The following is a 23,149-nucleotide window of genomic DNA, read 5'->3' as shown; positions in this document are numbered from 1 at the left end:
CTCACCGATATAGTTTTAACTAATTACGGCCGAGGAACCTCTAATCCCATGCTCCAAGCCACGACGTAACTTAACCTGTGAACTCTAAACCCTCCTTTGAGTCTGAGGGAGTAAGTCATGAGCATGCTCTTACACTTGGCACAAGAAGTAACTACTATATCTACCCCTTTAAATTGTTCGACCTTCTTTGGACCTATAAACTTTATTGCATCGTTAACGAGCCTCCTCGAAAAAGATACTCCTCCACCGCCTCCGCAACACGTCTGTCTCTTCCCTTTAGGAGGTCTTTCGACGAAGTTCTCACACACTTTCTTAAGTATTGCTCTTGGCTCATCGATCACGAAGTTGTACCTACTCAGTCCGCAAGGGTCGTGATAGGAAACAATTCCCTTTACCTTCCTGACGGGTCTCACTTTCTCTAACTTCCTATATATCGCTTGAGGAAACAATAACGTTTCGAAATCGATTTTCTCACCTATATATAAATGTAACCTAGGCCAGACCTTGTAGTCGGCCCCACACTCCCCTATTATTATTCCCTTTACCCCTAGCTCTCGAACGATTTTTGATAGTAGCTTCGCCTTCTTCTTGAAGTAATCTATATCGGCCATATCGAAAATGAAGTTTCCAAACCCTTCTGCTATCACGGAACTGAGGGTGAAATCGTAACCTAGCTTTTCGAGTAACCATACTTCAGAGAGTAGATCGTTAAATGACTGGGGTAACGAGTCGAAGGCCGATGGAACGAACAGCCACTCGGCCGGTTCATCAACACGGTATCCCATGTTCTTGAGCCTATTTACGACGGGAGACCACTTGACTCCGAACGTATGTCCGATGGCCTCAGATTTTTCTCTTATTTCTATTAACTCTTTATCTAGAATATTTTCTTCGACCCTCAAATCGTAGACCCTTTTGTGTACTGGTACGCTTAGGGGACAAGCTAGTACGCATCTACCACACATAGTGCAATGCATTACCGCTTCTAGTTCTCCTTTTACTCTTTCACTAGGCTTAAAGGCGGGGTACCAAGGACACTGTTCAGCGCATTGATCGCACTTAGTACACGATTTATAGCTCAGTTTGTATAGGAGCTTGGTTAGTTCGAAGAGCACTCACTCCATCCCATCCCTTAATCAGCCGGTTAGCTGAATAACGTTGAAGCTCGAGGTGCTTAAGTCCTTCCCAGAACTCCCTTACCCAATCCGGTGGTGGCTCGAGGTCCCTCCATGGACCTCGATAAATTGCTATTTCATCGAAACTCAATCTAATCGAGACTATTAATACGTCTCCTGCTATTGTAAAGGTGAACCCATTCCTCTTAAACTCGATTACTCTCAAGGTTCTCATACAATCGATTCGGGGTTAAACTCTTGTCTAACGGCATCGAAAGTATTCGTTTAAAATCTTTCAGCAGTGAATTGCATGGATGAATTTTGATCGAGAAGGTGAAGGCCTACGGTGAGCTCTTCAGAGTTCACAATTTGCTGGGCACGGCGCTGGGAGTGTTGGCTGGAGCTCTTCTAGTGGGCACCGAACTTAATCTTCAAGTTATTGTTGCAATAGCTTCAGCTGTCTCAATAGCAGCGGCTGGTTACGCAATAAACGATTATTTCGACGTTGAGATAGACAGAATAAACAAGCCCGAGAGACCTCTACCTTCCGGGAGGATAAGTCCTCAAGCCGCTTATAATTCAGCCCTATTACTATTCGTAATCGGATCCTTACTTCCATTAGTAGTCGGCCCAATTACCACGGCATTCGCGATCGCTAATGCCGTCTTAATGTACCATTATTCAAAGACTCTCAAGAGGAAAGGCTTCATAGGAAACCTAACTGTAGCGTTCTCTACATCGGCAACTATTTTCTATGGCGCATTGGCAGTGCTTGAGAAACTCGGAAAATTAGATGAAATTTTCTATATAATTCCCGTAGTAGTCTTGACGTTTACGCTCACACTAGCTCGAGAAGTAGTTAAGGGTATTGAAGATTACTATGGTGATAAAGAGAACTCGGTTAAAACCTTAGCGGTTTTAATGGGACCTAAGAAAGCCGCCTTAGCAGCGTTGCTGCTCACAGTCTCATGTATCCCCTTAATAGCTCTCAGCTATATGTGGACTCGATTAGGAACGATATTCTTAGCATTGACGTCAACGGGCGCGTTATTGTCCATATTTAGTATCGTAAAGGTGCTGAGAAGTAACGACCCCATCTCGGAAGCAGCTAAGGCTAGGAGAATCACGAAGATAGCTATGTTCCTAGGCATAATGGCTATACTCCTCGATAGACTGCTATCACTTGCCTTCTTTAGGTATTAAACAGATAAATCGGAGCACGTCGTCTCCCGTGTTCTTATAGTAATGAGTCTTACATGGAGGAATGTAAATGGCGTCCCCCTCTTTAACTTCGTATTCCCTCCCGTCTATTCTTATAACTCCCTTACCGCTCAGAATGAATATCTCGTGTTCCCATGGGTGTGAGTGATCGTAAATTTCCCCTCCAGGTTCTACTTCAAATATTCTCATTAGGAAAGTAGGTGTCTCCCCATGTTTGAAAATCCACCTTATTGTTGTTCCCTTAGCCTTGTCTTCGGGTACTTGCTCGGGATTCACGTCCTTCCAATTGATAACCTTTTCATTACAAACCATTCCTTTCACACCCTTCCTTAAAGGGTCTAATTAATCGAATTAATAATTGCACCTTAAACATCGAAAGCATAAGATTTTGTTTAATTCCCTTAGGGGAAGTTCCGGTTGCCGACAATGCCTTTTCAAATAGACAGGTTGAGGTTTGGTCCCGCTGGAATACCTAATGTCACTAAGAGGAAGAACGTAATAGAAGGTATAAAGACGGTCGCGCAACTCGGCTTAGACGCCATGGAATTGGAGTTCGTTAGAGGCGTGAGATTGAGTATTGATAAGGCTAGAGAGGCCGGTAGGGTAGCTAGGGAACTGGACGTAGTTCTGACAGCCCACGCGCCCTATTACGTTAATTTGGCTGCAAAGGAGGAGGAAAAGAGGAGGAAGAGTATAGAATACGTTTTGCAATCGGCAAGAGTGCTACACGCTGCCGGAGGATGGAGCGTAGTTTTTCACCCAGGCTGGTACATGAAAAGACCTCCGTCAACAGTTTACTCAATAATAAGGGACGCACTTAAGGAAATAGTTGAAACGTTGGACAGCGAGGGCGTTGATGTTTGGATTCGCCCTGAGACTATGGAGATGAAGTCGAAGTTCGGTAGCTTGGACGAGGTAATCGCACTTTCACTTGAGTTTGAGAAGGTACTTCCTTGCATAGACTTCGCCCACTTGAGGTATAGAGAAAATTGGAACACCTACGAAGACTTCGCGAAAATACTCGAGAAGCTCGAGAAGGAATTAGGTAGAAAGGCGTTAGACAATATGCATATTCACTTATCTGGAATAAAACTCGATAGACACGGAACTCACTTGAACCTACTAGAATCCGATATGGCTTGGATTGATGTATTAAGAGCATTGAAAGACTTCAACGTTAAGGGGGTTCTAATATGTGAGTCGCCCAATCTGGAAGAGGACGCAATGATGTTGAAGAGGAAGTGGTATGAACTAAATTCGAACTAATGGTTATAAAAGATTCTTCGATCGGTCGGGAGGGGACTCTCAATTGATGTATGTATATAAGACTATGGAGGAAATCGCGAACTTCATCTACTTCGCCTCTAAGTACTTGAAGGAACATCAAGTTGAAGAATTCATAAACTTGCTAGTTTCCACTTACAACAATAAGTGGTCTAAAGTACTAGTTATGGGAGCCGGTAGAAGCGGTCTAGTGGCTAGAGCGTTCGCTATGAGACTTATGCACCTAGGTTACAACGCCTACGTACTAGGCGATACAATTGTTCCGAGCGTAAAGAAAGGGGACGTCGTAATAGCCATTTCGGGTTCTGGAACCACGAAGCTAGTGGTTGCGGCTGCCGAGACGGCGAAGCATGTGGGAGCGAAGCTAGTGGCTCTTACGAGCTATCCCAACTCTCCGCTTGGTCAGTTAGCCGACGTGATTGTGGAAATACCGGGCAGAACGAAGGTAAGCGTTTCTCAAGATTACTTCTCACGTCAGATCTTAGGTATTCACGAACCTTTAGCTCCATTGGGTACGCTATTTGAGATAACCACCCAAGCGTTCTTAGATAGCGTAGTGGTAGAGCTTATGCACAGATTAGGAAAGACCGAAGAAGACTTAAAGGAGGCTCATGCAAATATAGAGCTCTAAGGCAAGCTTTATTATCAAATTACATCCTTAAGTTCTGGTGTACTTCTTGTGCCTAAGTATCAAGAGGTAATAGAGGAGGCTGGACGCACTAAGGTAATGCTAGGAAATGCGGCAATTGCGAGGGGCTTCCTGGAAGCAGGTCTACAATACGCAGCTTCTTATCCGGGTACGCCCTCGACCGAGATAACTGAGGCACTTGAATACGCCTCTTCGAAGTTAGGCTGGCCTTACGTTGAGTGGAGCGTTAACGAGAAGGTTGCCTTGGAGTCAGCGGCCGGCGCTGCCCTAGTGGGTCTGAGGGCGTTCAGTGGGATGAAACACGTAGGGTTGAACGTTGCAGCCGACCCCTTCTTCAGTATAGCTTATTTGGGAATAGAAGGTGCGTTGGTAGTAGTCTCAGCGGACGATCCGTGGATGTGGAGCAGCCAGAACGAACAAGACAATAGAATATATGGCGTTCACGCTTACGTTCCCGTAATAGAACCGAGAGGTGCTCAAGAAGCAAAGGAAGCGGCCAAGCTATCGCTAGATTGGAGTGCTAGATTTAAGAGACCGATCTTACTCAGAATAACTACTAGGATCGCTCACACTAGAGTACCTATTAGTTTAGGTTCCTTGAGGAAACATGAGAACGTGCCTTTCTTCCAAAAGAACCCGAAGAGATACACTTTGGTCCCCGAGTTTGCTAGGGAACACAGGATAAGGCTCCTTGAAGACTGGGAGAAAATAAGGAAGGAGTTCTCAGACTTTCCGCTTAATACTATTGAAATGAGTGGTTCAGTAGCAGTAGTTGCATCCGGTATCGGATACAGGTACGCTAAAGAGGCCATCAAAGAACTTGAGGCGGACGTAACTGTCTTCGGAGTGAGTACGCCCGTTCCAATGCCGAGCAAGTTCTTGGAGAAGCTCACAGAATACGATGAGATAATAGTAATTGAAGAAGGTGAACCAGTCGTTGAGGGGCAGATAAGATCACACCTTCAAGCAAGGGACTCTAACGCTAGAGTCTACGGTAAGATGGACGGTAGTCTTAGAGTTTACGGTGAGCTAGATTTATCGGAAGTAAGGGAACTCATAGGTAGAGTTCTTAACATTAAAGTAGAGAAACGACGGACGGAAATTATTCAGCTTAATATACCTCCCAGACCCCCAGTTCTCTGTGCTGGATGTCCCTACAGGTCGTACTTCTATGCTCTTAAAAGGGTTATTAATAGGAATAGGGTGAACCCCATATACAGCGGTGACATTGGGTGTTACAGCTTAGGGATCTCGCCACCGTTTGAAGTACAAGACATCATATTAGACATGGGCGCGAGCATTTCTGCTGGAGGAGGTATAGCTAAGGCCTTCGAAGGCGACCCAAAGACGGTCGTTGTTTCGATAATAGGCGACTCCACGTTCTTCCATAGCGGAGTGGAGTCTCTGATAAACGTGGTTTACAACCAGATTCCTTTACTAGTAATAATTCTGGATAACTTCACTACAGCAATGACTGGACACCAGCCGCATCCGGGAATAGGAGGCTTCGTTGGAAAGAGGGAGAGGAAGAGAATAGATATTGAGGGAGTAATTAGAGGAATTGGCGTCGAGGAGGTTGAGGTCGTCGATGCCTTCGATATCAGGAACTCCGAAGAAGGTACGGAAAAAGCATTAAAGTACGTTCTTGAGCATAGAAAACCGGCTGTGGTAGTGGCGCGGGGAGCTTGCGCTCTAGTTGCATTAGCGGAGGCCCGTAGGAGCGGCGTAGACGTACCTAAGTACGTCGTAGATGAAAGCAAATGTACTGCTTGCGGAATTTGCTATACTGCTTTCAATTGCCCGGCCATATTGAAGAAGGAAGACGGAAAGGCTTGGATCGATCCGTCGTTGTGTATAGGTTGCGGTCAATGCGAACAAGTGTGCCCATTCGGCGCCTTCGTTCCAACTTTTAAGAACGAAAGATGGGATCAACTGCTCAGAACAGCTAAACCGAGGTGATCGTCGAAGTGAAATTGAACGTAGTTATAACGGGCGTAGGCGGTCAAGGTCTAATAACGCTCGCTAACGTTATAGCAAACGCTGCTTTGAGAGAAGGAGTGAATTCAATCGTTGCGGAAACTCACGGTCTGAGTCAACGCGGTGGAACGGTTATCGTTCACGTAAGGCTCGGCGATGTAGAAGCTCCTCTGATACCGAAGGGGGAGGGAGACTTAATGCTTTCAATGGAGTTGTTGGAGGCTGCCAGGTACTTAGATTTCCTTTCTAAAGACGCCGAAATAGTAGTAAACGATTACCTACTGCCTCCTCCCCTTCCCGGTATTGAAGTTCCTTCGAGGAACTTTATTCTCAATGTTCTAAATAGATGGAAGGTATTTACAGTTCCAGCTACCTCAAAGGCACTTCAACTAGGCGATCCAAGGTCTGCAAATATGGTCTTACTAGGCAAGGCGTTAAAGCATACGAAACTAGGCGAATTCATTTCCCTAAATAGCGTATTGGAAACGGTCCGGGAGCTGTGGCCGAAGGCCTATGAGATCAACAAGAGAGCCATTGAAGTTGGTATGGCGTAAACCTTTTAAAATTAATTTAGAGAAGTAGGAACTCGGTGGGATGTAGTGGTCCTCGTAACCCTCATTGGGGGACTAATAGGCGTAGCACTGGCCGCGTTTTACAGCTTTAGCGGAAAAGGTGAGGACGAGAATGATTAGCGAAGCAGTTTTAATTTCTTACTTAGCTTTGAGCTTGGCAATAGGTTTCATATTCAAGTCTAAGGCCGATACAATTAAGGGCTTCCTCGTAGCCAATAGGGAAATAGGCGAGTGGCTACTGGCCTTTACCTTCGGTGCAACCTATTTCTCTAGCGTTGTAATAGTGGTCGGCGGAGCGTGGGCCTTCCTTTGGGGAAGTACGAGTATGTTAATTCCATTAATGAACGTTTTAGCAGGCGCTCTATTAACTTTCATACTGATAGGAAGGGAGATAAATAAACTTAGCGCGCAGTACGACGCCCTAACTGTGCCTGAACTTTTCGCTAAGGTTTACAACAATGGTAACTTGCAGAAGCTTTTGGGGCTAGTAACTGCAATTGGTCTCACTTTGTACGCAGCGACCGTTATTAGCGGCGCAGCCGCCATGGTCGGAACGGTATTTGGAATAGATTTAGCTACCTCCGCGTTTCTTATCGCATTAGTAATGGCGATTTACGTAGCTTTGGGGGGCATGTACAGCGTCGTATGGACTGATGCAATTCAAGGAATCATAATGGCATTAGGAGTGTTATCCCTCGCAGCCTTAGCCTCTCTGCGTGCTGGTGGGCTCGGTGCTTTAGAAGCATCTAAGCCCTACGTCCCACCCCAGAAAATAGACGTAGCCTTAATAGTGGATCTCGCCTTCCTAACTAGCATTGCTGTATGGGGCCTCCCGCAGTTGCTTAATAGGTTCTACACAGCTAAGAGTCCTTCAGTAGTAAAGAGATCTACGTTCATTGCAACGGCGTTTGCCTTCATTGTTACATACGGGAGCTTCATTAGCGGATTGGCCGCTTCCCACCTCGTTCAAGGGAAAGTAAATCCCCTGAAGGTCATACCAATCTTAGCAAAGGAAATGTTGGGCCCTATTGGAGCGTCGGTATTTAGCGCAGCCGTATTAGCGGCAGCAATGAGCACGGCGGATTCCATTTCATTAACAGTTGGAAGCGCAGTAGCATATGACATTCTGGGCATAAGAGATACTAAGGTTTTGAGGGTCCTCAGCTTCCTAAGCATGGTCATCGCTGCTGGGATTGCTGTCTTAACTCTCACGCTACCGAAGGAACTCGCGTCAGCCGTAACTAGCGTCTTCAAGACCGGTTGGACGCTCACGGCCGGTGCGTTCCTCGTTCCCGTCCTCGCAGTAGTCTTTAAGGTGGGAAGAACCGAAAGCGTCGTTGCGAGCTCCCTAGTAGGTGCCTTAGTAGCTCTCCTCTATGGCTTCGCGAAAGCCTTAAGCTTTAAGTTACCTTTCATGGATATGAGTTTTTGCGTAACCATACTAGCTTCAGCACTCGCATTCGTTGTAATGGAGGTGATTAGGAGGAATGGGTAAACCATATATATTAGATCCTATAGAGAAAGCGCCTAGAGAGGAGATAGAGAGAATACAACTTAAGAGGCTAAAGGAGACCGTTAGAAGAGCCTACGAGAACGTTCCAATATATCGAAGGAAGTTCCAAGAAGCTGGTATCACCCCTGACGATATAAGGAGCCTCGAAGACTTGAGAAAGATTCCATTTACTTATAAGAACGATTTAAGAGAAGCTTATCCCTACGGAATGTTCGCGGTTCCCTTAAGTGAGGTAATAGAAATTCACGCATCCTCGGGAACCACGGGGAAGCCGACAGTAGTTGGATACACAGCAACAGACATTGAGAATTGGTCGAACTTAATGGCCAGGAGCTTTGCCGCAGCAGGCGTCACTAAAGACGATATATTGTACGTTGCTTTAGGTTACCATTGGTTCACGGGGGGACTGGGCTTCCACTACGGCGGTCAGAAACTAGGCGCAATGGTAGTTCCGGCCGGAACCGGATTTACTCAGAGGCACGTTCAAATGATAAAGGATCTCGGCGCAACGGTGTTAGGAGCCGTTCCTAACTACGCGTTGAGACTCGCTGAGGTAGCCTTGGAAATGGGTATTGATCCAGCTAAGGACACCAAGGTTAGGACTGGTATATTTGGTGCGGAAATGTGGAGCGATGAGTTGAGGAAGAGGATTAACGAGCTCTGGGACATGGACTCGTACGATATCTATGGCATGAGCGAGCTGTACGGTCCCGGTACGGCAATGGAATGTCAATACCATAACGGTTTACACGTATGGGAAGACCATTACATAGTAGAAGTTGTAGACCCCAAGACGGGCGAGGTGCTCGAACCCGAGGAGGAGGGCGTTCTAGTAGTCACGCCAATAACCCACGAGGCCATGCCTTTGCTTCGATATTGGACGAACGATCTAACCTTCATCTATGATACTAGAAGCTGTGAATGTGGTAGAACTATGAGAAAGATCGCTAGAATAAAGGGAAGGGCCGACGACATGTTAATAATAAATGGCGTGAACGTGTTCCCATCTGCCGTCGAAATAACGCTCTTGTCAGATCCTAGGGTTGGTCATAACTATCAAATAGTAGTAGAGAGGGAAGGCAACCTAGATAGGATGTACGTATTCGTTGAGTCTAAAGAGAAATTGAGTGACGAAGATAAGGAGAAACTAGCAAGAGAACTCGAGTACAAGTTAAGGGAGGTCTTGATAATATCACCGAGAGTCAAGGTTATGGATCCAGGTGAAATTCCTAGAGTCGAGGGAGGAAAGGCTAAGAGAGTAATCGATAAGAGGAAGCTCTAGGGGAATAGTACATTCGCTAGCTAGGGGTAACTTTTTCTGTGTAAATCTAGCACTGGTTCTAGGGCTCGACGTATGCTTAAATGGAGTAGCGTTACGTTGGCCTTCCTTTTGATAGCTTCGTTGAGCTATGCAGTTTCAGTGGACCTGAAAGCCTCGATGGATTACTTGGAAGTTAATGGCAAGTATCCCGGTGCGTTAATACTGGCTCAAGTAATGAACGGAATGACGCCTAACGAGCTCTTAATTGAAAAGGCGTTGAAAGGCGAAGGCGTAACTTACAAACTGGAAGCAGCGCTCGCATTGAAGATAATGGGGTATAAGGTACCGAGGGACTTGTTGGAAGTAGAGTCCAATACGATCTGTTCGAAAGCCGAGAAGGCCTTCGTATACGCAATGGTAGGAATGCCCTCGTGGGAGAGCTTCGTTGAAGACGTGAAGAGCGCTAGCCTGCTCGACGTGATCGACTCCGGCCTGGCTTGCGCTTGCAAGGCAGGGTTCTTCTCCAAGCTAATTGGCGTGGAACCGCCTTGGATATATTCATTGTTGGACTTGATGAACGAAGTAAAGTCACTAGAGGCCTTAATATGGTGTTCTGCTCTGAACGAGCTATACGGCAATCACGAACTGACCAAGGAGCTAGCGAAGAGGCTATCCCCCCAAGGGTTCTTGAAGAACGAAATAGGTCTGCCGGACGACAAGGCAACCGCCGAATTCCTAATAGCCTTCAGCTTGTTGAAGAAGTTCGGTTACTTCAACGTCACCTTTTCGACAACCAAGGAGAGCTTACCTAACTCAATTAAGGTCGTAACGGTTAAGTTGACCCAGACAGTTACAGTGACCGAGACCGTAACTACAGTAGTTACTAACACCGAGTACGCTACGGTAAGCGGATGCGTTAAGGCAACCGATTTAGTGAAGAAAGTTACATACGAGACCACTTACAGAACGGCTGTGATTTCTGCGGAGAACTACGTTCCAATGGAATTCTTAGTTCCATCGAGTAACGTAGCTGTGATCAGCTGTAAAGGCAGTTGCCCGACCATATACGTCGGCGAGGGCTTTACCGTTTATAGCGAAGTCGCTGGAACGAACACAGTATACAAGGCCTATGGGGGTTCGTGGACCAAGGGTCCGTGCGGAGGTCAGTTCGTGTGGACCATTGCCAAAGGTCCGCTACAAGTTCTAGCCATAGGGCCTTGTACGGCAACACTAACTGTAACCCAACTGAACCCGGTTACTTTACTCTGTCAAAGGTAAATTTTTATTTGCTTACGTTCAACCTTTTAGGGTCCCCAAGTTAACGAAGTGGTTTTTGAGAACTCTTAACTTTAGAGAGTGAAACAAAAACTTCCTTTACCCGCTCACCACTTTGGCTATCTCCTCGTAAGTCCCTAGCTCGCTCTTCATTTGAGCCATCAAGGAGTTCCAAGCCTTGGAAAACTGATCGTAGGTCTCCTTTAGCTCCTCCACCTTCTCCTTCAAGTACGCGTCTATGACCTTCCCTATTCCTACTACCTCGATCCTCTTCTTCAGCTCGAACATCTCCTTAACGCTAATTTTCCTCCCCAACTTGTTGAGCAACTGATTCAAGTCCCCCACTTGGGCCTTGACCGCTCGAAGATCAACAGAGGGCTCGTTCGCTTTGAGCTCCCTAACTTGGTTGGCCAGCTCTTGGGAGAGCTTCTCCATCATCCCGTAATCGACCTTCATCCTCTGAACCAAATTGGATATTTCGAACACTGTAGTGTAATTGGCCTCGCTGTCAAGCAATTTCTCCAGCCTCTCCCTTGCTTCCAAGTAATCGGATAGGTAGTTGAGCAATTGGTTCAAGGTCGACTTGACCCTCCCCAGTTCCGCAATGCTCCACGCCCTCTTCTGCATCTCCTTCCTAATCGCATCTACCAACGGGTTGTTCACTTTGCTCAAGGAATTATAGGCCTTGTCCAAGTCGTCGTAAGGCTCATACATCTTCTCAATTAAAGGCTTGAGGGATTGGGGGACGGAGGGCTTAGGGACTGCCCCCGCTACTGGAGTTACTGTGAGGGTCTTAGTTATTGTAGAAGTAACGTAGTGGATCGCCGTTTGGGTAACGGTTTTCGTGATAGTTTTCGTGATAGTAGTACTCGTGGTAGTCTGGAAGTGGTAATAAGGCTCTATGTCAGCGTACTTCCTAACCCTAACCCAGTCTATGTATTCTCGACCCTCTCTGAAGGTCAAGTAACCGCTCAAGCCGATCCACGAGTTCTCCTTGTAATTGGCTATGGTCTTGCTTCCGTCCTCCTTTAGTATGATATTGAAATCTCTGGTAATTATACCTTGGTAGAGATGCCAATTACCGTCTCGAGATCCAGTGCCTCTAGGTGTTAAGTATTTCCACGAGGTTCCTTCGTGTTTCCATATAGCGTGATCACCGTATACGCTCAGCAGGAAGTACCTTCCACTCGTTCCGCTACAATCGTTGTTTTCTATTTGTATTTGCGGATAGAATACGTCCCATCCGCTGTTGGCTATTTCATACTTGTACTTCTGGCGCCACTCCAAGGCCAAGCCAACAGTGCCTTTGACGTAGGTGAGCTTCTTCTTGCCAACCATGACTACGTCGCAACCGGTATCGGCAGTAATTTCTATGTAACCGTTTGGTCCAGCTTTATGCCAGTTCACGTAATAGCTATCGTATAACCACTTGCTCCAGCTTATTCCGCTATTGAAGTCGTCATAGAAATCGAACACTTGATCTCCATTAACTGCTCCATTGGTACCTACTATCACGTTCAGCATGGTTTGTCCGTTCGCCGGAATTACCGGTACCTTTATCCAGACGTAGCCGTTGCCTTGCGCTGGGTCAGTGGTGCATTCACCGATTGAGGTCTCGTAGCAGAACGGAACTGAGTTCCCGTTGTAGGTTATTGAGATTGGCTTGCCCTTGAGGTCCTCTGGCAGCTCTACTCTAACTTGGTAGTCCTCGAGGCCGTATGAGTTGGGGTTAGTGACGGTTAGGACGTAAGCGTTCGAGGGAGGGAGCTTAGGAGATAGTTTTGTCGGCGTGTAGCCCTCTAGCTTGTATACGTGGACTTCGTGGTTCCCAAGACCTATTGCTATCCTATCGTTCCACCAAGCGACCGACCATACGCCTGAAGGAAATTCCTTAGTTAGAACTAATTCGCCCCTTACGTTGAATAGCTTTAATTCATTGTTGCCTCGGTCGGCCACAGCCAAGTATCTGCAATCCGGCGAGAACGCGATGCCACCTCTCTCATAACTGCCACTGTTATCGAATCCGCTAGCTTTCCAAAGCTCTCTCGGGTTTAAGGGATCATCAATCTCATATAGGTACAAGTAGTGATCCGTAGTAACCGCTAAGTACTTGCCACAAACTGCTGTATCATCAACTGGTTCATCGTAAGTTATTTCTTTAACGATATTGCCGGAATTTAGCTCTACTACGATGAGTTTATCCCACGACATGTCCGCTATGTATATGTAATTGTTGTAAACGCTCGGTCGATATTCGACCACTCCTACGTTGATGTCCCAGTGTTCATTTCCATTGAAGTCGAAGTACGCGCATCGATACCAACACGCGATAAATCCGTTCGGAAGCATAACAATTGCCTCTCCGTAATCGCTCCCAACGTAAATCTTCTTCCAAAGCGTTCCATCGGGATTTAGGATGTAAGCATAACCATCAAAGTTAACGAATCCAAATTTATTGTTGAGATAGGACACATCATCCATGCTACTCTTCCCACAAAATTTATTGATCAAGTTTCCGTCGGGATCTAGTATGTGGGCACAGCCATCCCATGCTGGCGCGATTCCCATTTTTCCGTCCTCTGAAAACGCAATACCAACCGTTATACCGTGAGCAACGTAGCTCCACAGTTCCGTCAAGCTCAGAGCTTGCACAGTTACCATTATCAAGAGGGTTATTGCTAGTGCTCTCACTACAACTGCCCGGTTTTTTCAGAAAAGTAGAGAGTTAAGAATTCCACCACGTTCCCATTAGTTGTTCCAGGGAGCTGAGAATCTTAATCTATAGAAGAACGTTTCGAACAGATCTTCTAGATGGCTCCCGTGAAACGAATTGGATGAACGGAAACGTTCGATCCATGATGAGTCCGAGTTACTTCGTTGCGCTCAGTGGAGCGATAAGTTTTAAGGTTAGAGGGAAGAGACGTATAGAAGTGTAGAGGTCCGGTCCCGGCACGGGGCGGCTGCGGCGCCTCTCGGACGCCACTGCCTAACCCCGCGCGACCGGCTTAACTTCCGGGTTCGATATGGGTCCGGGTGTTGCCCGGTCGCTGTGGCCGGGCCGGACCATGGTTAGGAAACCATGGAGTCTTAATAAACTTTTCTATTTTACTAAACCGAACTTAGATGCCGAAACCTTCAATGCACTCAACGCGGGCAATTCCTTTCCTGAAAGGAACGCGAGCAGTGCTCCACCACCGGTGCTTATGTGACCAACCCTTTCCTTCATACCAAGCTCCTCTATTACTGCCGTCAAGTGACCGCCTCCAAAGATTGTGAAGGCACCGCTTTCCAAGGCCGCCCTAACGAGCTCCTTCGTACCAGTTCTGAATCGGGGATCTTCCATTACTCCAGCGGGTCCTCTCATAACGACTATTTTCGCTTCCTTTATCAGCTCGCTATACATCTTTACTGTTGCCGGTCCTATGTCCCTTATTACGCCGGTCAAATTGTAAACCGGTTCAACTTTCACTTCCCCCGTTTCCTCGTCCAGAGTTACGTAGTCGACGGGAACGTCTATCGGCGCTCCCATTAAGAGCAAGCGCCGGGCCTTGGGAACCAAGGATAATATTCCCTTCCTTTCCAAGAACTTCATGTTCTTGTCTCCCAGATCTATTCCCTTCGCCACTAAGAAGAGTTCGGAAAGCAATCCTGTAGTAAGTATCCTGTCTGCAACTTTATTCTGTATTATATTTTCTATGATGCTTAAGCTATCCGGTACTTTCCCTCCCCCAAGAACGAACACCTTCGGTGATTCCTTTGGATTGAATATTTTGCTCAATGCTTCGACCTCCCTTTGCATTAGCCTACCCATTACACCGGGTAGTACCATAGGGAACCCTACAATGCTAGGTTGAGATCTATGAGCTGTGGCGAAGGCGTCGTTTACGTACAGATCGAAGAGTTTCGCTAACCTCCTAACTAAGTACGTTTCAGCTTGCCTTTCTGGAGGAGCGTTAATGTTTTCTTCAGCTAAGAACCTAACGTTATCTAGCAGCAATACCTCGCCTGGTTTGAGGGACTTTATCCTTTTTCGAGCTTCCGGTCCCATCACGTCGTCCACGAATTGGACCGTTTGACCCAATAGCTTGGAAAGTTTCGCTGCATGGGGTTCGAGGGTAATGAAGTCCGGCTCGCCCGGTCTCCCTTGATGGGATATCAGAACTATTGACGCTCCCTTATCAAGCAATTCCTTTATGGTTGGAACGTGTGCCCTTATTCTGCTATCGTCAAGTAGTTCCTCCCCGGAGACAGGGGAATTGAAGTCGACCCTTACGAGTACTTTCTTTCCTTCCAAGTTAACGTCGTCTAAGGTAGCCATGCCTTCTAAAGGCAAGAAAGCCCTCCCCCGTAGTAAATGGTACCCGAAACGTAATTTAACTTGAGAACGGAACGCCTACTCCGAGGAGACTTGATAAATAGATTACTGGAGTCGTTCGAGAAGCTTTCGAAGGAAGCGCTCATCGCTGGGGTGCTCGTAGCCATTTCAGTAGTGGTGTTCCACTTTCTATTGGCTAACTTCTACATGCCTTGCAACCCCTACGGCGACGAAGCGTGGTATTTCTACATATCCAAAAAGGTCCTTTGGGATTGGGACCCCCACTTGGAGTACCTTCCGCCCATTAGATGGGCATTCATGTTGCTCTTCCACCCGTTCACTATTAACATATGGACGTTCAGATTCTCCCATATAGCAATTAGCTCGTTCTCGTTACTCCTTTCAATACTCATAGCCTGGAGACGCGGCCTTCCGGCCCTAGTTTTGGCCTTAGCGGCTTTCCTCGATCCAATGTACTTGTTCTACGAAACTCACGTAATGACCAGCGTTGTAGCTGGTGCCTTAGGAGCTTTATCTGTAGCGCTAGCCATGAGGGGTCGCTTCGCGCTTTCCCTAATAGTTTCCATCTTATCCGTTGGATGCTGGGAGGGAATGGCCTTCCTGTACTTAGGAATGACATTGCTCTTTTACAGGGATAAGAGGTACTTACTTTTCGCGATACCAGCCGCGTTAGCCATTGCTACGGCCTACGATAACGTATTGTTCCACAGTAGGCTACCGGGCTGGTCTAAGGGCCCAATAGATTTGAGAACCCTAGCGACTCTAATAACTCCTTTAGGTCTACTGCTCTTCGTATACAAAGCTTACCGCAAGGAGATAGGGGATCTACTAGTCTACTTCGCGTTGCCCTTGGGCCTAATAGCGAACAACTTCGTTAATGGCACTAGGATAGAGCTCTGGTATCAAGTACCAGCCCACTTAATTTACGCAGTTGGTTTGGCTTCCATAGTCGACGAAGGCAAGGCTTGGAAGGCGTTAGCGCTAATCACCTTCATCTTCTTCGCCTACGTGAACGTTCCCGCATTGAAGCAAGCGGTATTCAACCGGGGCGAACCCAATTGCTGTCTATACGAGGTAAAGCACTTTATTCAAATAGAAAGGTCACACTTAATTCTATATAAGCCCTTCTGGGCCTACTCCTCATACCCCTTCGGGGACGTTCCGTACGTCGTTTGTTGGGATCCGAACTGCCTAATGAATGCGATCAACGGCTTCGGGAGGGGCTACGTCCTGAGCTTCCAGGAGCTCCAATTTCCGGGATTGAAGCTGATATATCGCAAGGGCTGCCTCCTCTACGCGTTTAAGCGCTAATGTAATTACTTACTGAGCGCAATAGGTTTCGGTGGATAGATCCTTTGTCGAATTCACAACGCAACGTAACTGAGAGGTTAAACGAAATAATCGAGAACGCCTCTACTGCAAGGGACTTGATATACAATATCGTAGGGGAATTCGAGTCCCCTACCCTCATGCACTTCGTTCTATTACCTTATATCGTAGAGAGGTGGAGCATACTAGAGGAAAGAGATTTTAAACAATTGGAAGAGTTCTTGAGGCTAGCTTTGAACTCTACCTATAAAGGGGAGGAAGGTTCCATTGATTTAATCCTCTATGAAGGTCAAAACTTCGTTATATTCACTGTATCCCTCTTAGAGACGGATAGGAAGCAGTTATTAGAAGCCTTTAAGAAGATGGATTCAATGAATTTAGAAGGCCTAACTCCTCCAAAAGGTCCCTTCGTGTTCGTTGGAGTTGCTCCGAAGGACGTTTTACTCAAGAACTTCGAGGACAAGGGCATCGTGTTTGCGTTGCTCTTCTTCCTCTTGGGAGCTAAAGTATCTGTGTTTACGGAAGTTCCTAAGAAGGTTCCTCGAAAAGCTAGTGACTTGATTTCCTCTTACTTAATGTCCCCAAATCCCTTTGAATTAGGTAACGTACTAGCTACGATAACGTCCGTTGCAGCGGTTAACTTAATTGAACAAGTTGACAGCTTCGGATTAACGTTAAAGAACTTAGAAGAGCAAGGAATTCAATTCTTCCTGGGTCTAACGGGCTTGTATTCGTTACTCATGGAAATTGCCGGATACAACGATTACTATCCCTTCGCCAAGGGGATGGTAATCGAGGCCTCTTCGTTCTATGCTGAATTGGGAGACAGGTTAGCTAGTCAAGGAAGTGAAAGAAAGAACGAGGCTAAGCCTTAAACTACTGGTCGCTAACACAAGCCTTCCTCATCGAAAATCGGATCCGTGGCGAACGCTCATCCCAACCACTTCTCGAAGCCCCTCTCTAGTAGTTCTTCGAAGTCATCTATAGTTACGCTCCTCTTTCCGAGGTTTATCTCGAGGGTATTGCCGCCGAATTCGCCTATAACCTTCCCGTCCGTCTTTTCGAGAACTTCCTCGACCGCATCCTCTTTAACCGCTATCAAATATCGCGCGCCGCTCTCCGAGAAGAGCGCCTCGTAAGGCTGGCTCCATTTGCCGGGTACGTTTTCAACTGTTAACCTAACACCAATTCCCTTACCCATTTCAGCTGCAGCAACCACTAACCCTCCAGGACCGATGTCGTGAATTCCGGTTACGCCTTCCAAGCCGACAACGCTCAAGACCTTACGCGCAGTTTCCATTTCCAACTTCGGCCTCGGTATTGGTACTTTCCCTTGAACTTTTCCGAAGACAGTCCATAGGAACTCGCTACCGCCCAATTCAGGGTAAGTTTCGCCCACGATCACGAGCTTATCCCCTTCCTCCGCCATAGCCCTCTTCGCCTTCGTTACGTCCTCAACCTTCCCTATCATTGTAATCATTACGGTTGGTTTGATCTGGGTTCCAGTGACCTCATCCTCGTTATAGAAACTAACTTTGCCCCCAACTATAGGTACGTTGACTTGCCTCTCAACCCAAGCTAGTCCCTCCACCATTCTAACGAAGAACCAGAACCTATCCGGGAGCTCGGGGTTTCCGGCGTCTATTTGGTCTACGGCAGCCATTGGCTTCCCACCGCTCGCTACTACGTTCCTATATGCTTCGAGGAACACGTTAGCGGCCCCATAGAGGGGGTCTAGGTACGTATAGCGGGGATTGGAGTCGGTTGCTACGGCTATTCCCAATGGGGGCGCCTCTAATAGTCTCAAAACGGCAGCATCGCCTTCTCCAGGCTTAATTACTGTTCTTATTTGGACTTCGTGGTCGTATTGCTCGTATATCCAACGTTTGGAAGCTACGTTGGGCGAACCCAATACGCTTCTTATTGCCTTCTCTAAGTCAAATGGAGGTATCTCAAAGGGCTTTTCCAACTCCAAATGCCATTCCGGTCTCTTATAGGGTCTGTCTAGTTCGGGCCCTTCTGCTAAGAAGTCAGCTGGAACTCTGGCCACAATCTCGCCATTGAATTTAACAACGATTTCGCGAGTATTGGTGAAGCGACCTATTACGCTATACGGGACATCGTACTTCTCTAGTACCCTCGCGACTTCCGGTAACTTCTCTTTTTCAATAACTAACATCATTCTTTCTTGACTTTCCGAAACTATTATTTGCCAAGCTTCCATGGGTTCCCTTAAGTGAAGCTTATCGAGCTCCACCTCGGCTCCTAGACCGAAAGACGCAGCTGTCTCACTGATCGCAGTGGCCAGGCCTCCGCCACCTAAGTCCTTTACGAACACAAGTAAGTCCTTGTCCCTGAGCTCTAAGATGCTGTCTATTAGTAGCTTCTCCATGACCGGGTCTGGGACTTGTATTGCCGCGTACTCTTCCTCTACGCCCTCTTCCAATGACTTAGAAGCGAAAGAGGAGCCGAGTAGTCCGTCTTTACCCGTGTAATTGCCCGCGATTACTATTAGATGTCCCGGCTTCGGTGTTCCATTTATCAGTTTATTCTTTGGACATACCCCCACGCATGCGACCGAAACCATAGGGTTGTTCGTGAAGCTTGGATCGAACCACGTCTCTCCACCTACCGTAGGGACCCCTATTCTATTTCCATAGTCGGAGATGCCCTTAACCACACCTCTTACGTGCCACTTTACCTTGTATTCCCTTAAGTCGCCGAAGATCAAGTCGTCTAGTAAAGCTATAGGTTTCGCACCAGAACTCAATATATCTCTTACTATACCTCCTACGCCCGTTGCCGCCCCGTTATAGGGATCTACTGCCGATGGGTGGTTATGACTTTCTATTCTGAAAGCCACATACACTGGCCCGAAGTCCACTACCGCTGCATCTCCTCCTTTAACTACCCACGGCGATTCCATGCTAAGTTTCCTTAAGTGCTTCTTCGAACTTTTATAGGAACAGTGCTCGCTCCACTGGGCTTCGAACATTGCCAATTCAACTTGATTAGGTTCCCTCCCTAACGTTCTCCTTATTTCCTCGATCTCCTCCTTAGTAAGAGGCAAAATCTCGTCCCAAGCAGTTTCGCAAACGAGGGCCTTCTTAATGCTATTTACTCTTCGGCCTCTTCTGACTCGGGTAGCGGTACCCTACCTTCGTAGTAAGCGTCTATGAACTTGCCGTAGACCCAAGCCTTATCAGCTAACGGATTGTCCGTTACATCTATCTCATAGTATAAGTGGCACGTTCCACACCTAATTATCGCCTTCCTCGTACCCTCCCTCTTGTTGGTAACTATGTCTATTATTAGGGTTTGAGCTCCGCAGTGAGGACATTGAAAGACGTTCGGCAACGTCGGCCTTCGTCTTATTATTTTCTTCCTCCTCTTCCTCCTTCCCACTTTCGCTTCCCGAAGAGATGGGGTCGCGTAATGACTTATTAGTGCGTTCCTTTTCGAGGAGCCTCAAATACGAGCTCTGTCCGTAGATTAATACAGATGTTATTATGTCGTACGCTTCCTCCCTACTAATTTCAACTACTTTCACTATTCTCTTATTTGAGCAAATGTGTTTACATCCGTTCCTCTTACCCTTGGCTAAGTTCTTTATAAAGCTTTTACATGTACAGAAGTCTTCATCGAGGACGTAGTCCTCGCTGCCCTTGTACACGTAGAACGCTAGCCCTTGTGCATCTATTTGCGTAACGGGAAGAAAACCCCTCCTCTCATTGCATCGTATCCTTGCCATATTTCCTTCCATCGCTCACTATTACCAAGTCTATCAAGTCTCTTTCGAAAACGCCAACCGCGGCAACGCCGTTAAGAGATTTGATTTCCTCTAGAAGTTCCCAAGCTCTATTGCATTCAAGATCTAGAACGAGGTTCCCGTTATCGGTTATTACGGGTCCTAACTTGCCGCTCCCTGTCCTAACGCTCCATTTAACCCCTAATCTCTCAAGGTTCTTCGTAACAGCACTTAAACTTACTGGAACCACCTCTATCGGTATTGGTACGCCCCTGTCGCAAGGCTTCTCAACTACCTTCGAAGGATCAACGATGTATATCCTAAAAGAGGAGAGCTCGGCTACGACCTTTTCTCTAAGTAAGGCAGCACCCCCCCCTTTTATTAAGGAAAGGGGTTCAGTGGAAACTTCGTCTGCCCCGTCTACGCTTACGTCTATTCGATTAACGCTCATTAGGTCAACTACTTCGAACCCCTTCTCCTTCAATCTTAAGGTAGTGTCGAAGCTAGTGGAAACTACTTTCCCCGTGAACTCGGACCTAGAGAGTTCGTCTATAAACTTATGGACTGTAGTGCCTGAGCCAACCCCTAGTATCTTTGGCTGCCTTTTAAGGACCTCCTCTAATGCCATCCTAGCTGCCGTTAACTTTGGATCCAAAGATCCTACCCGAGAACCAATAGAGGAACGTGGAGGAAATAAAATGTATTTTTAGAGTAGACCTAATCTCGAGGCCAACTCTTCCGCACTGTACTCTGGTTTTAGTTTGACGTATGCCTTCTTCTCTCCCGTAGGCGTTATGAGAGTATTAACTTTCTCTACCTTCACTTGATAGAGCTCTTCGACAGCTCTCTTAACGTCCCTCTTATTGGCTCTCCTATCGACTATGAATGTCAAGGTATTGTTGTTTGTTATTAGGGCTAGAGTCTTTTCAGTGTGATGAACTCTTATTATAACATCTTCAGGCCTCATGGCGCGAACCTCCTCCCTATCTCCTCGAGCGCGGGCTTGGTAATTACGGTTAACCTTCCGGGAACGCCTCCCGGAGCTAAGTGCTTAACGCTTAGTAAGCGCACTGCAACGGCCTCGGTGCCAGGAAATGCTCCTATTCCCTTTCTCACGGGAGCGTCTTCATTCGAAATTATTAGTAAGGGACCAACTCTCTTCTTGTATCTCCTTCCCCTCATCTTACCTTTGGTACTCCTTTGCCTCCATTCGGCAGCTCTCTCGACGTCGTCCCATATCCCTAGCTTTACGAATATCTCCCTAAGCTCTTTGGCCTTTGAGACGTTTTCTAGGTCCTCTACTACTATTATTGGAAAGCTCTTAACGTTAGCTATTGCGTGACCCCTAGCTTCCACGAATTCCTTTCTAGCAGTCGCAGCCAGGGCACTTATTATTGCCATTCTCCTTTCCTTCTTGTTTATCCTCTCATGGAGTATCTTATCGGGCCTAGGAGGGAACGCCAAGTGGCCTCCTCTGGCTGAGTTAATGAACGCAGCTCTGCTGCTGTTCTTTATCCTAGGTACTCTTGCCATACCGTAACCTATACCGAGGCTCTCTGCAGTAGTCCTCTTTCCAGCCATTGGGTCTCTTCCCTTCGGTTGAAGCCTTGCAGTGAAGGCGCTCAAGAACGCCCTTCTTATCAGATCCGTCCTTACAGGTACCATGAAGGTAGGTGGCAGTTCTATTTCGTCTACTTGCTCCCCATTGAGATTATATAATGGCCTCTTGAGGTCCTCTAGGCCTAAAACCCTTCCTTCAAGCCATATGTTACCGTACATCTAAACCACCTCAATTGCCTTGTTTGGAACTTAAACTTATGTAGCGGATGGGTGGCGCTCCAGCCGGCTCCCAGCTCGGAGGTCTCACGGGTAGCCTTAATATTATTGGTCTCTTTGGAGGTCCAAATACGCTTCCAGCGAGTACCACGTACTTACTCTTAACTAAGCCATAGTGGAGCCAACCACCGGCTACGTTGATCTTAGAGGGATCATCGCTTATCATTATTACTCTCTTATTGTAGTCGGTCCTTCTGTGGAAGCCCATTTGACCGGGCTGAGGGACGTAACTCGAGGTTCCTCTACCGGAAGACCTCGCACCGACCCTCCTAGAGCCTTTCCTGTGCTTATGCCATTTCGGAAGCTCCTTTACTCCGAATCTCTTTATGACTCCTTGGAAGCCCTTGCCTTTCGTTACACCTATTACATCTACGAACTTTCCTGCCTCAATTACCTCTTCTACGTCTATTAGACCACCTAGCTTACCTTTAGCGTACTCGAACGCTTCTTGTACTTGACCACCTATCTTAACCTCTAGGATGTCTATGGCCTTCTTCTCAACGCCGCCTGCTAAGAAAGGAATGGTAGACATTATAAGAGATACCTTCTTAACTTTGTCGAGGTCCACGTCTATCTCCTTCTCCTTTAAGTTAAGCTTGAAGCCCTTTCCTGAGCCCAGTGGTTCAACCATATGCGGCAATCTCTTACTGAAGCCTAGTAGGTATTTCCTTAGGACGTCTTCGCCGAAGGCGTTCCTCAAGCTGTCGCTTGGGTCCTTCCAGAACTCTCCCAGTGTGTAATGACCTACGTTAGGGTCGTAGCCATATACCCTAAGGCCTAAGGCCACCATTGGAGGAGTTTCGATAACTGTCACTGGCATGAAGATTTCTTGACCGGCCGTATCTACGTGCTCTCTGTCGTCGACTATTATCGCATGGGTCATACCTACCTTATATCCAAGGAAGGCCAAGGGCTTGACCACATCCACTTGAGGCCACGACCTAACTCTAGGCACGAGGCTCTCTGCTCTCTTCCTGGGCCTCAGACCGGCTGAACCTCGTCGTGGCGCTTCTTTCTTCCTTGCTCCCAAGTT

21 protein-coding genes and 1 rRNA gene are annotated in these 23,149 nt (G+C 47.0%); 10 read left to right on the top strand and 12 right to left on the bottom strand.

Annotated elements, in window-relative coordinates; translation table 11 throughout:
- Positions 1–23: 23 nt before the first annotated feature.
- Together EYM_RS02580 and EYM_RS02575 are read right to left on the bottom strand one after the other, a co-directional pair.
- Positions 24–1,115 carry a (Fe-S)-binding protein gene (locus EYM_RS02580; protein WP_075049541.1) on the bottom strand — a complete coding sequence of 364 codons (1,092 nt, stop codon included), beginning with the start codon at positions 1,113–1,115 and terminating at the stop codon, positions 24–26.
- On the bottom strand, positions 1,072–1,350 hold the full coding sequence (locus tag EYM_RS02575) for a hypothetical protein (protein WP_075049540.1): 279 nt from the start codon (positions 1,348–1,350) through the stop codon (positions 1,072–1,074). The genes EYM_RS02580 and EYM_RS02575 overlap by 44 nt, the downstream gene beginning before the upstream one ends.
- An 86-nt stretch (positions 1,351–1,436) precedes the next feature.
- Here EYM_RS02575 and EYM_RS02570 point away from each other — a divergent pair, with 86 nt between their 5' ends.
- The gene (locus EYM_RS02570; protein ID WP_168050169.1) at positions 1,437–2,318 is read left to right on the top strand and encodes a geranylgeranylglycerol-phosphate geranylgeranyltransferase; all 882 of its coding nucleotides are present in this window, start codon (positions 1,437–1,439) and stop codon (positions 2,316–2,318) included.
- Here EYM_RS02570 and EYM_RS02565 read toward each other — a convergent pair.
- Positions 2,295–2,648: a cupin domain-containing protein gene (locus EYM_RS02565; RefSeq protein ID WP_075049539.1), complete on the bottom strand. Its 354-nt coding sequence runs from the start codon at positions 2,646–2,648 to the stop codon at positions 2,295–2,297. The genes EYM_RS02570 and EYM_RS02565 overlap by 24 nt on opposite strands.
- Positions 2,649–2,762: 114 nt before the next feature.
- Here EYM_RS02565 and EYM_RS02560 point away from each other — a divergent pair, with 114 nt between their 5' ends.
- The 7 genes from EYM_RS02560 to EYM_RS02530 all read left to right on the top strand — a co-directional run bounded on the left by EYM_RS02560 (position 2,763) and on the right by EYM_RS02530 (position 10,870).
- Positions 2,763–3,602, top strand: coding sequence for a TIM barrel protein (locus tag EYM_RS02560; RefSeq protein ID WP_075050586.1), 840 nt, complete (start codon positions 2,763–2,765; stop codon positions 3,600–3,602).
- Between the two features lie 46 nt (positions 3,603–3,648).
- The gene (gene hxlB / locus EYM_RS02555) at positions 3,649–4,251 is read left to right on the top strand and encodes a 6-phospho-3-hexuloisomerase (protein ID WP_075050585.1); all 603 of its coding nucleotides are present in this window, start codon (positions 3,649–3,651) and stop codon (positions 4,249–4,251) included.
- A gap of 48 nt (positions 4,252–4,299) precedes the next feature.
- Positions 4,300–6,228: an indolepyruvate ferredoxin oxidoreductase subunit alpha gene (iorA, locus tag EYM_RS02550; RefSeq protein ID WP_217221091.1), complete on the top strand. Its 1,929-nt coding sequence runs from the start codon at positions 4,300–4,302 to the stop codon at positions 6,226–6,228.
- 8 nt (positions 6,229–6,236) lie between these two features.
- Positions 6,237–6,800 carry an indolepyruvate oxidoreductase subunit beta gene (locus tag EYM_RS02545; protein ID WP_075050583.1) on the top strand — a complete coding sequence of 188 codons (564 nt, stop codon included), beginning with the start codon at positions 6,237–6,239 and terminating at the stop codon, positions 6,798–6,800.
- 130 nt (positions 6,801–6,930) lie between these two features.
- Positions 6,931–8,313 carry a sodium:solute symporter family protein gene (locus EYM_RS02540; RefSeq protein ID WP_075049538.1) on the top strand — a complete coding sequence of 461 codons (1,383 nt, stop codon included), beginning with the start codon at positions 6,931–6,933 and terminating at the stop codon, positions 8,311–8,313.
- Positions 8,306–9,613, top strand: coding sequence for a phenylacetate--CoA ligase family protein (locus tag EYM_RS02535; protein WP_075049537.1), 1,308 nt, complete (start codon positions 8,306–8,308; stop codon positions 9,611–9,613). Before EYM_RS02540 ends, EYM_RS02535 begins: the two co-directional genes overlap by 8 nt.
- Before the next feature lie 72 nt (positions 9,614–9,685).
- Entirely contained in the window at positions 9,686–10,870 is a 1,185-nt protein-coding gene (locus tag EYM_RS02530; protein ID WP_075049536.1) for a hypothetical protein, read from the top strand.
- 96 nt (positions 10,871–10,966) lie between these two features.
- Here EYM_RS02530 and EYM_RS02525 read toward each other — a convergent pair whose 3' ends face one another.
- From EYM_RS02525 to EYM_RS02515, 3 genes are all read right to left on the bottom strand, one after another.
- Positions 10,967–13,558, bottom strand: coding sequence for a DUF2341 domain-containing protein (locus tag EYM_RS02525; protein ID WP_075049535.1), 2,592 nt, complete (start codon positions 13,556–13,558; stop codon positions 10,967–10,969).
- Positions 13,559–13,811: 253 nt separating this feature from the next.
- A 5S ribosomal RNA gene (rrf, locus tag EYM_RS02520) occupies positions 13,812–13,925 on the bottom strand.
- A gap of 42 nt (positions 13,926–13,967) precedes the next feature.
- Entirely contained in the window at positions 13,968–15,185 is a 1,218-nt protein-coding gene (locus tag EYM_RS02515; protein WP_075050582.1) for a phosphoglycerate kinase, read from the bottom strand.
- A gap of 60 nt (positions 15,186–15,245) precedes the next feature.
- On the opposite strand from EYM_RS02515, the gene EYM_RS02510 reads away from it, so the two are divergent.
- On the top strand, positions 15,246–16,514 hold the full coding sequence (locus EYM_RS02510) for a hypothetical protein (RefSeq protein WP_157058737.1): 1,269 nt from the start codon (positions 15,246–15,248) through the stop codon (positions 16,512–16,514).
- Positions 16,515–16,558: 44 nt separating this feature from the next.
- Complete coding sequence (locus tag EYM_RS02505) at positions 16,559–17,407, top strand: hypothetical protein (protein ID WP_075049533.1); 849 nt, start codon at positions 16,559–16,561, stop codon at positions 17,405–17,407.
- 56 nt (positions 17,408–17,463) lie between these two features.
- On the opposite strand, the gene purL is transcribed toward EYM_RS02505, so the two are convergent.
- The 6 genes from purL to EYM_RS02475 form a co-directional block, all read right to left on the bottom strand.
- Positions 17,464–19,602, bottom strand: a complete 2,139-nt coding sequence (gene purL, locus EYM_RS02500; protein WP_075049532.1) for a phosphoribosylformylglycinamidine synthase subunit PurL — start codon at positions 19,600–19,602, stop codon at positions 17,464–17,466.
- Between the two features lie 47 nt (positions 19,603–19,649).
- On the bottom strand, positions 19,650–19,937 hold the full coding sequence (locus EYM_RS02495) for a hypothetical protein (protein ID WP_075049531.1): 288 nt from the start codon (positions 19,935–19,937) through the stop codon (positions 19,650–19,652).
- A gap of 323 nt (positions 19,938–20,260) precedes the next feature.
- On the bottom strand, positions 20,261–20,935 hold the full coding sequence (gene rpiA / locus EYM_RS02490) for a ribose 5-phosphate isomerase A (protein WP_083494997.1): 675 nt from the start codon (positions 20,933–20,935) through the stop codon (positions 20,261–20,263).
- A 51-nt stretch (positions 20,936–20,986) separates the two neighbouring features.
- Entirely contained in the window at positions 20,987–21,247 is a 261-nt protein-coding gene (locus tag EYM_RS02485; protein ID WP_075049530.1) for a 50S ribosomal protein L23, read from the bottom strand.
- Entirely contained in the window at positions 21,244–22,059 is an 816-nt protein-coding gene (rpl4p, locus tag EYM_RS02480; RefSeq protein ID WP_075049529.1) for a 50S ribosomal protein L4, read from the bottom strand. The genes EYM_RS02485 and rpl4p overlap by 4 nt, the downstream gene beginning before the upstream one ends.
- 10 nt (positions 22,060–22,069) lie before the next feature.
- Entirely contained in the window at positions 22,070–23,146 is a 1,077-nt protein-coding gene (locus EYM_RS02475) for a 50S ribosomal protein L3 (protein WP_075049528.1), read from the bottom strand.
- Between the last annotated feature and the right edge of the window lie 3 nt (positions 23,147–23,149).

Origin of the sequence: Ignicoccus islandicus DSM 13165 (genome assembly GCF_001481685.1) — an archaeon.
Lineage (GTDB): Archaea > Thermoproteota > Thermoprotei_A > Sulfolobales > Ignicoccaceae > Ignicoccus > Ignicoccus islandicus.
The sequence above is the reverse complement of the archived record's forward strand: the minus strand, read 5'-3'. Positions and strand labels throughout refer to the sequence as shown.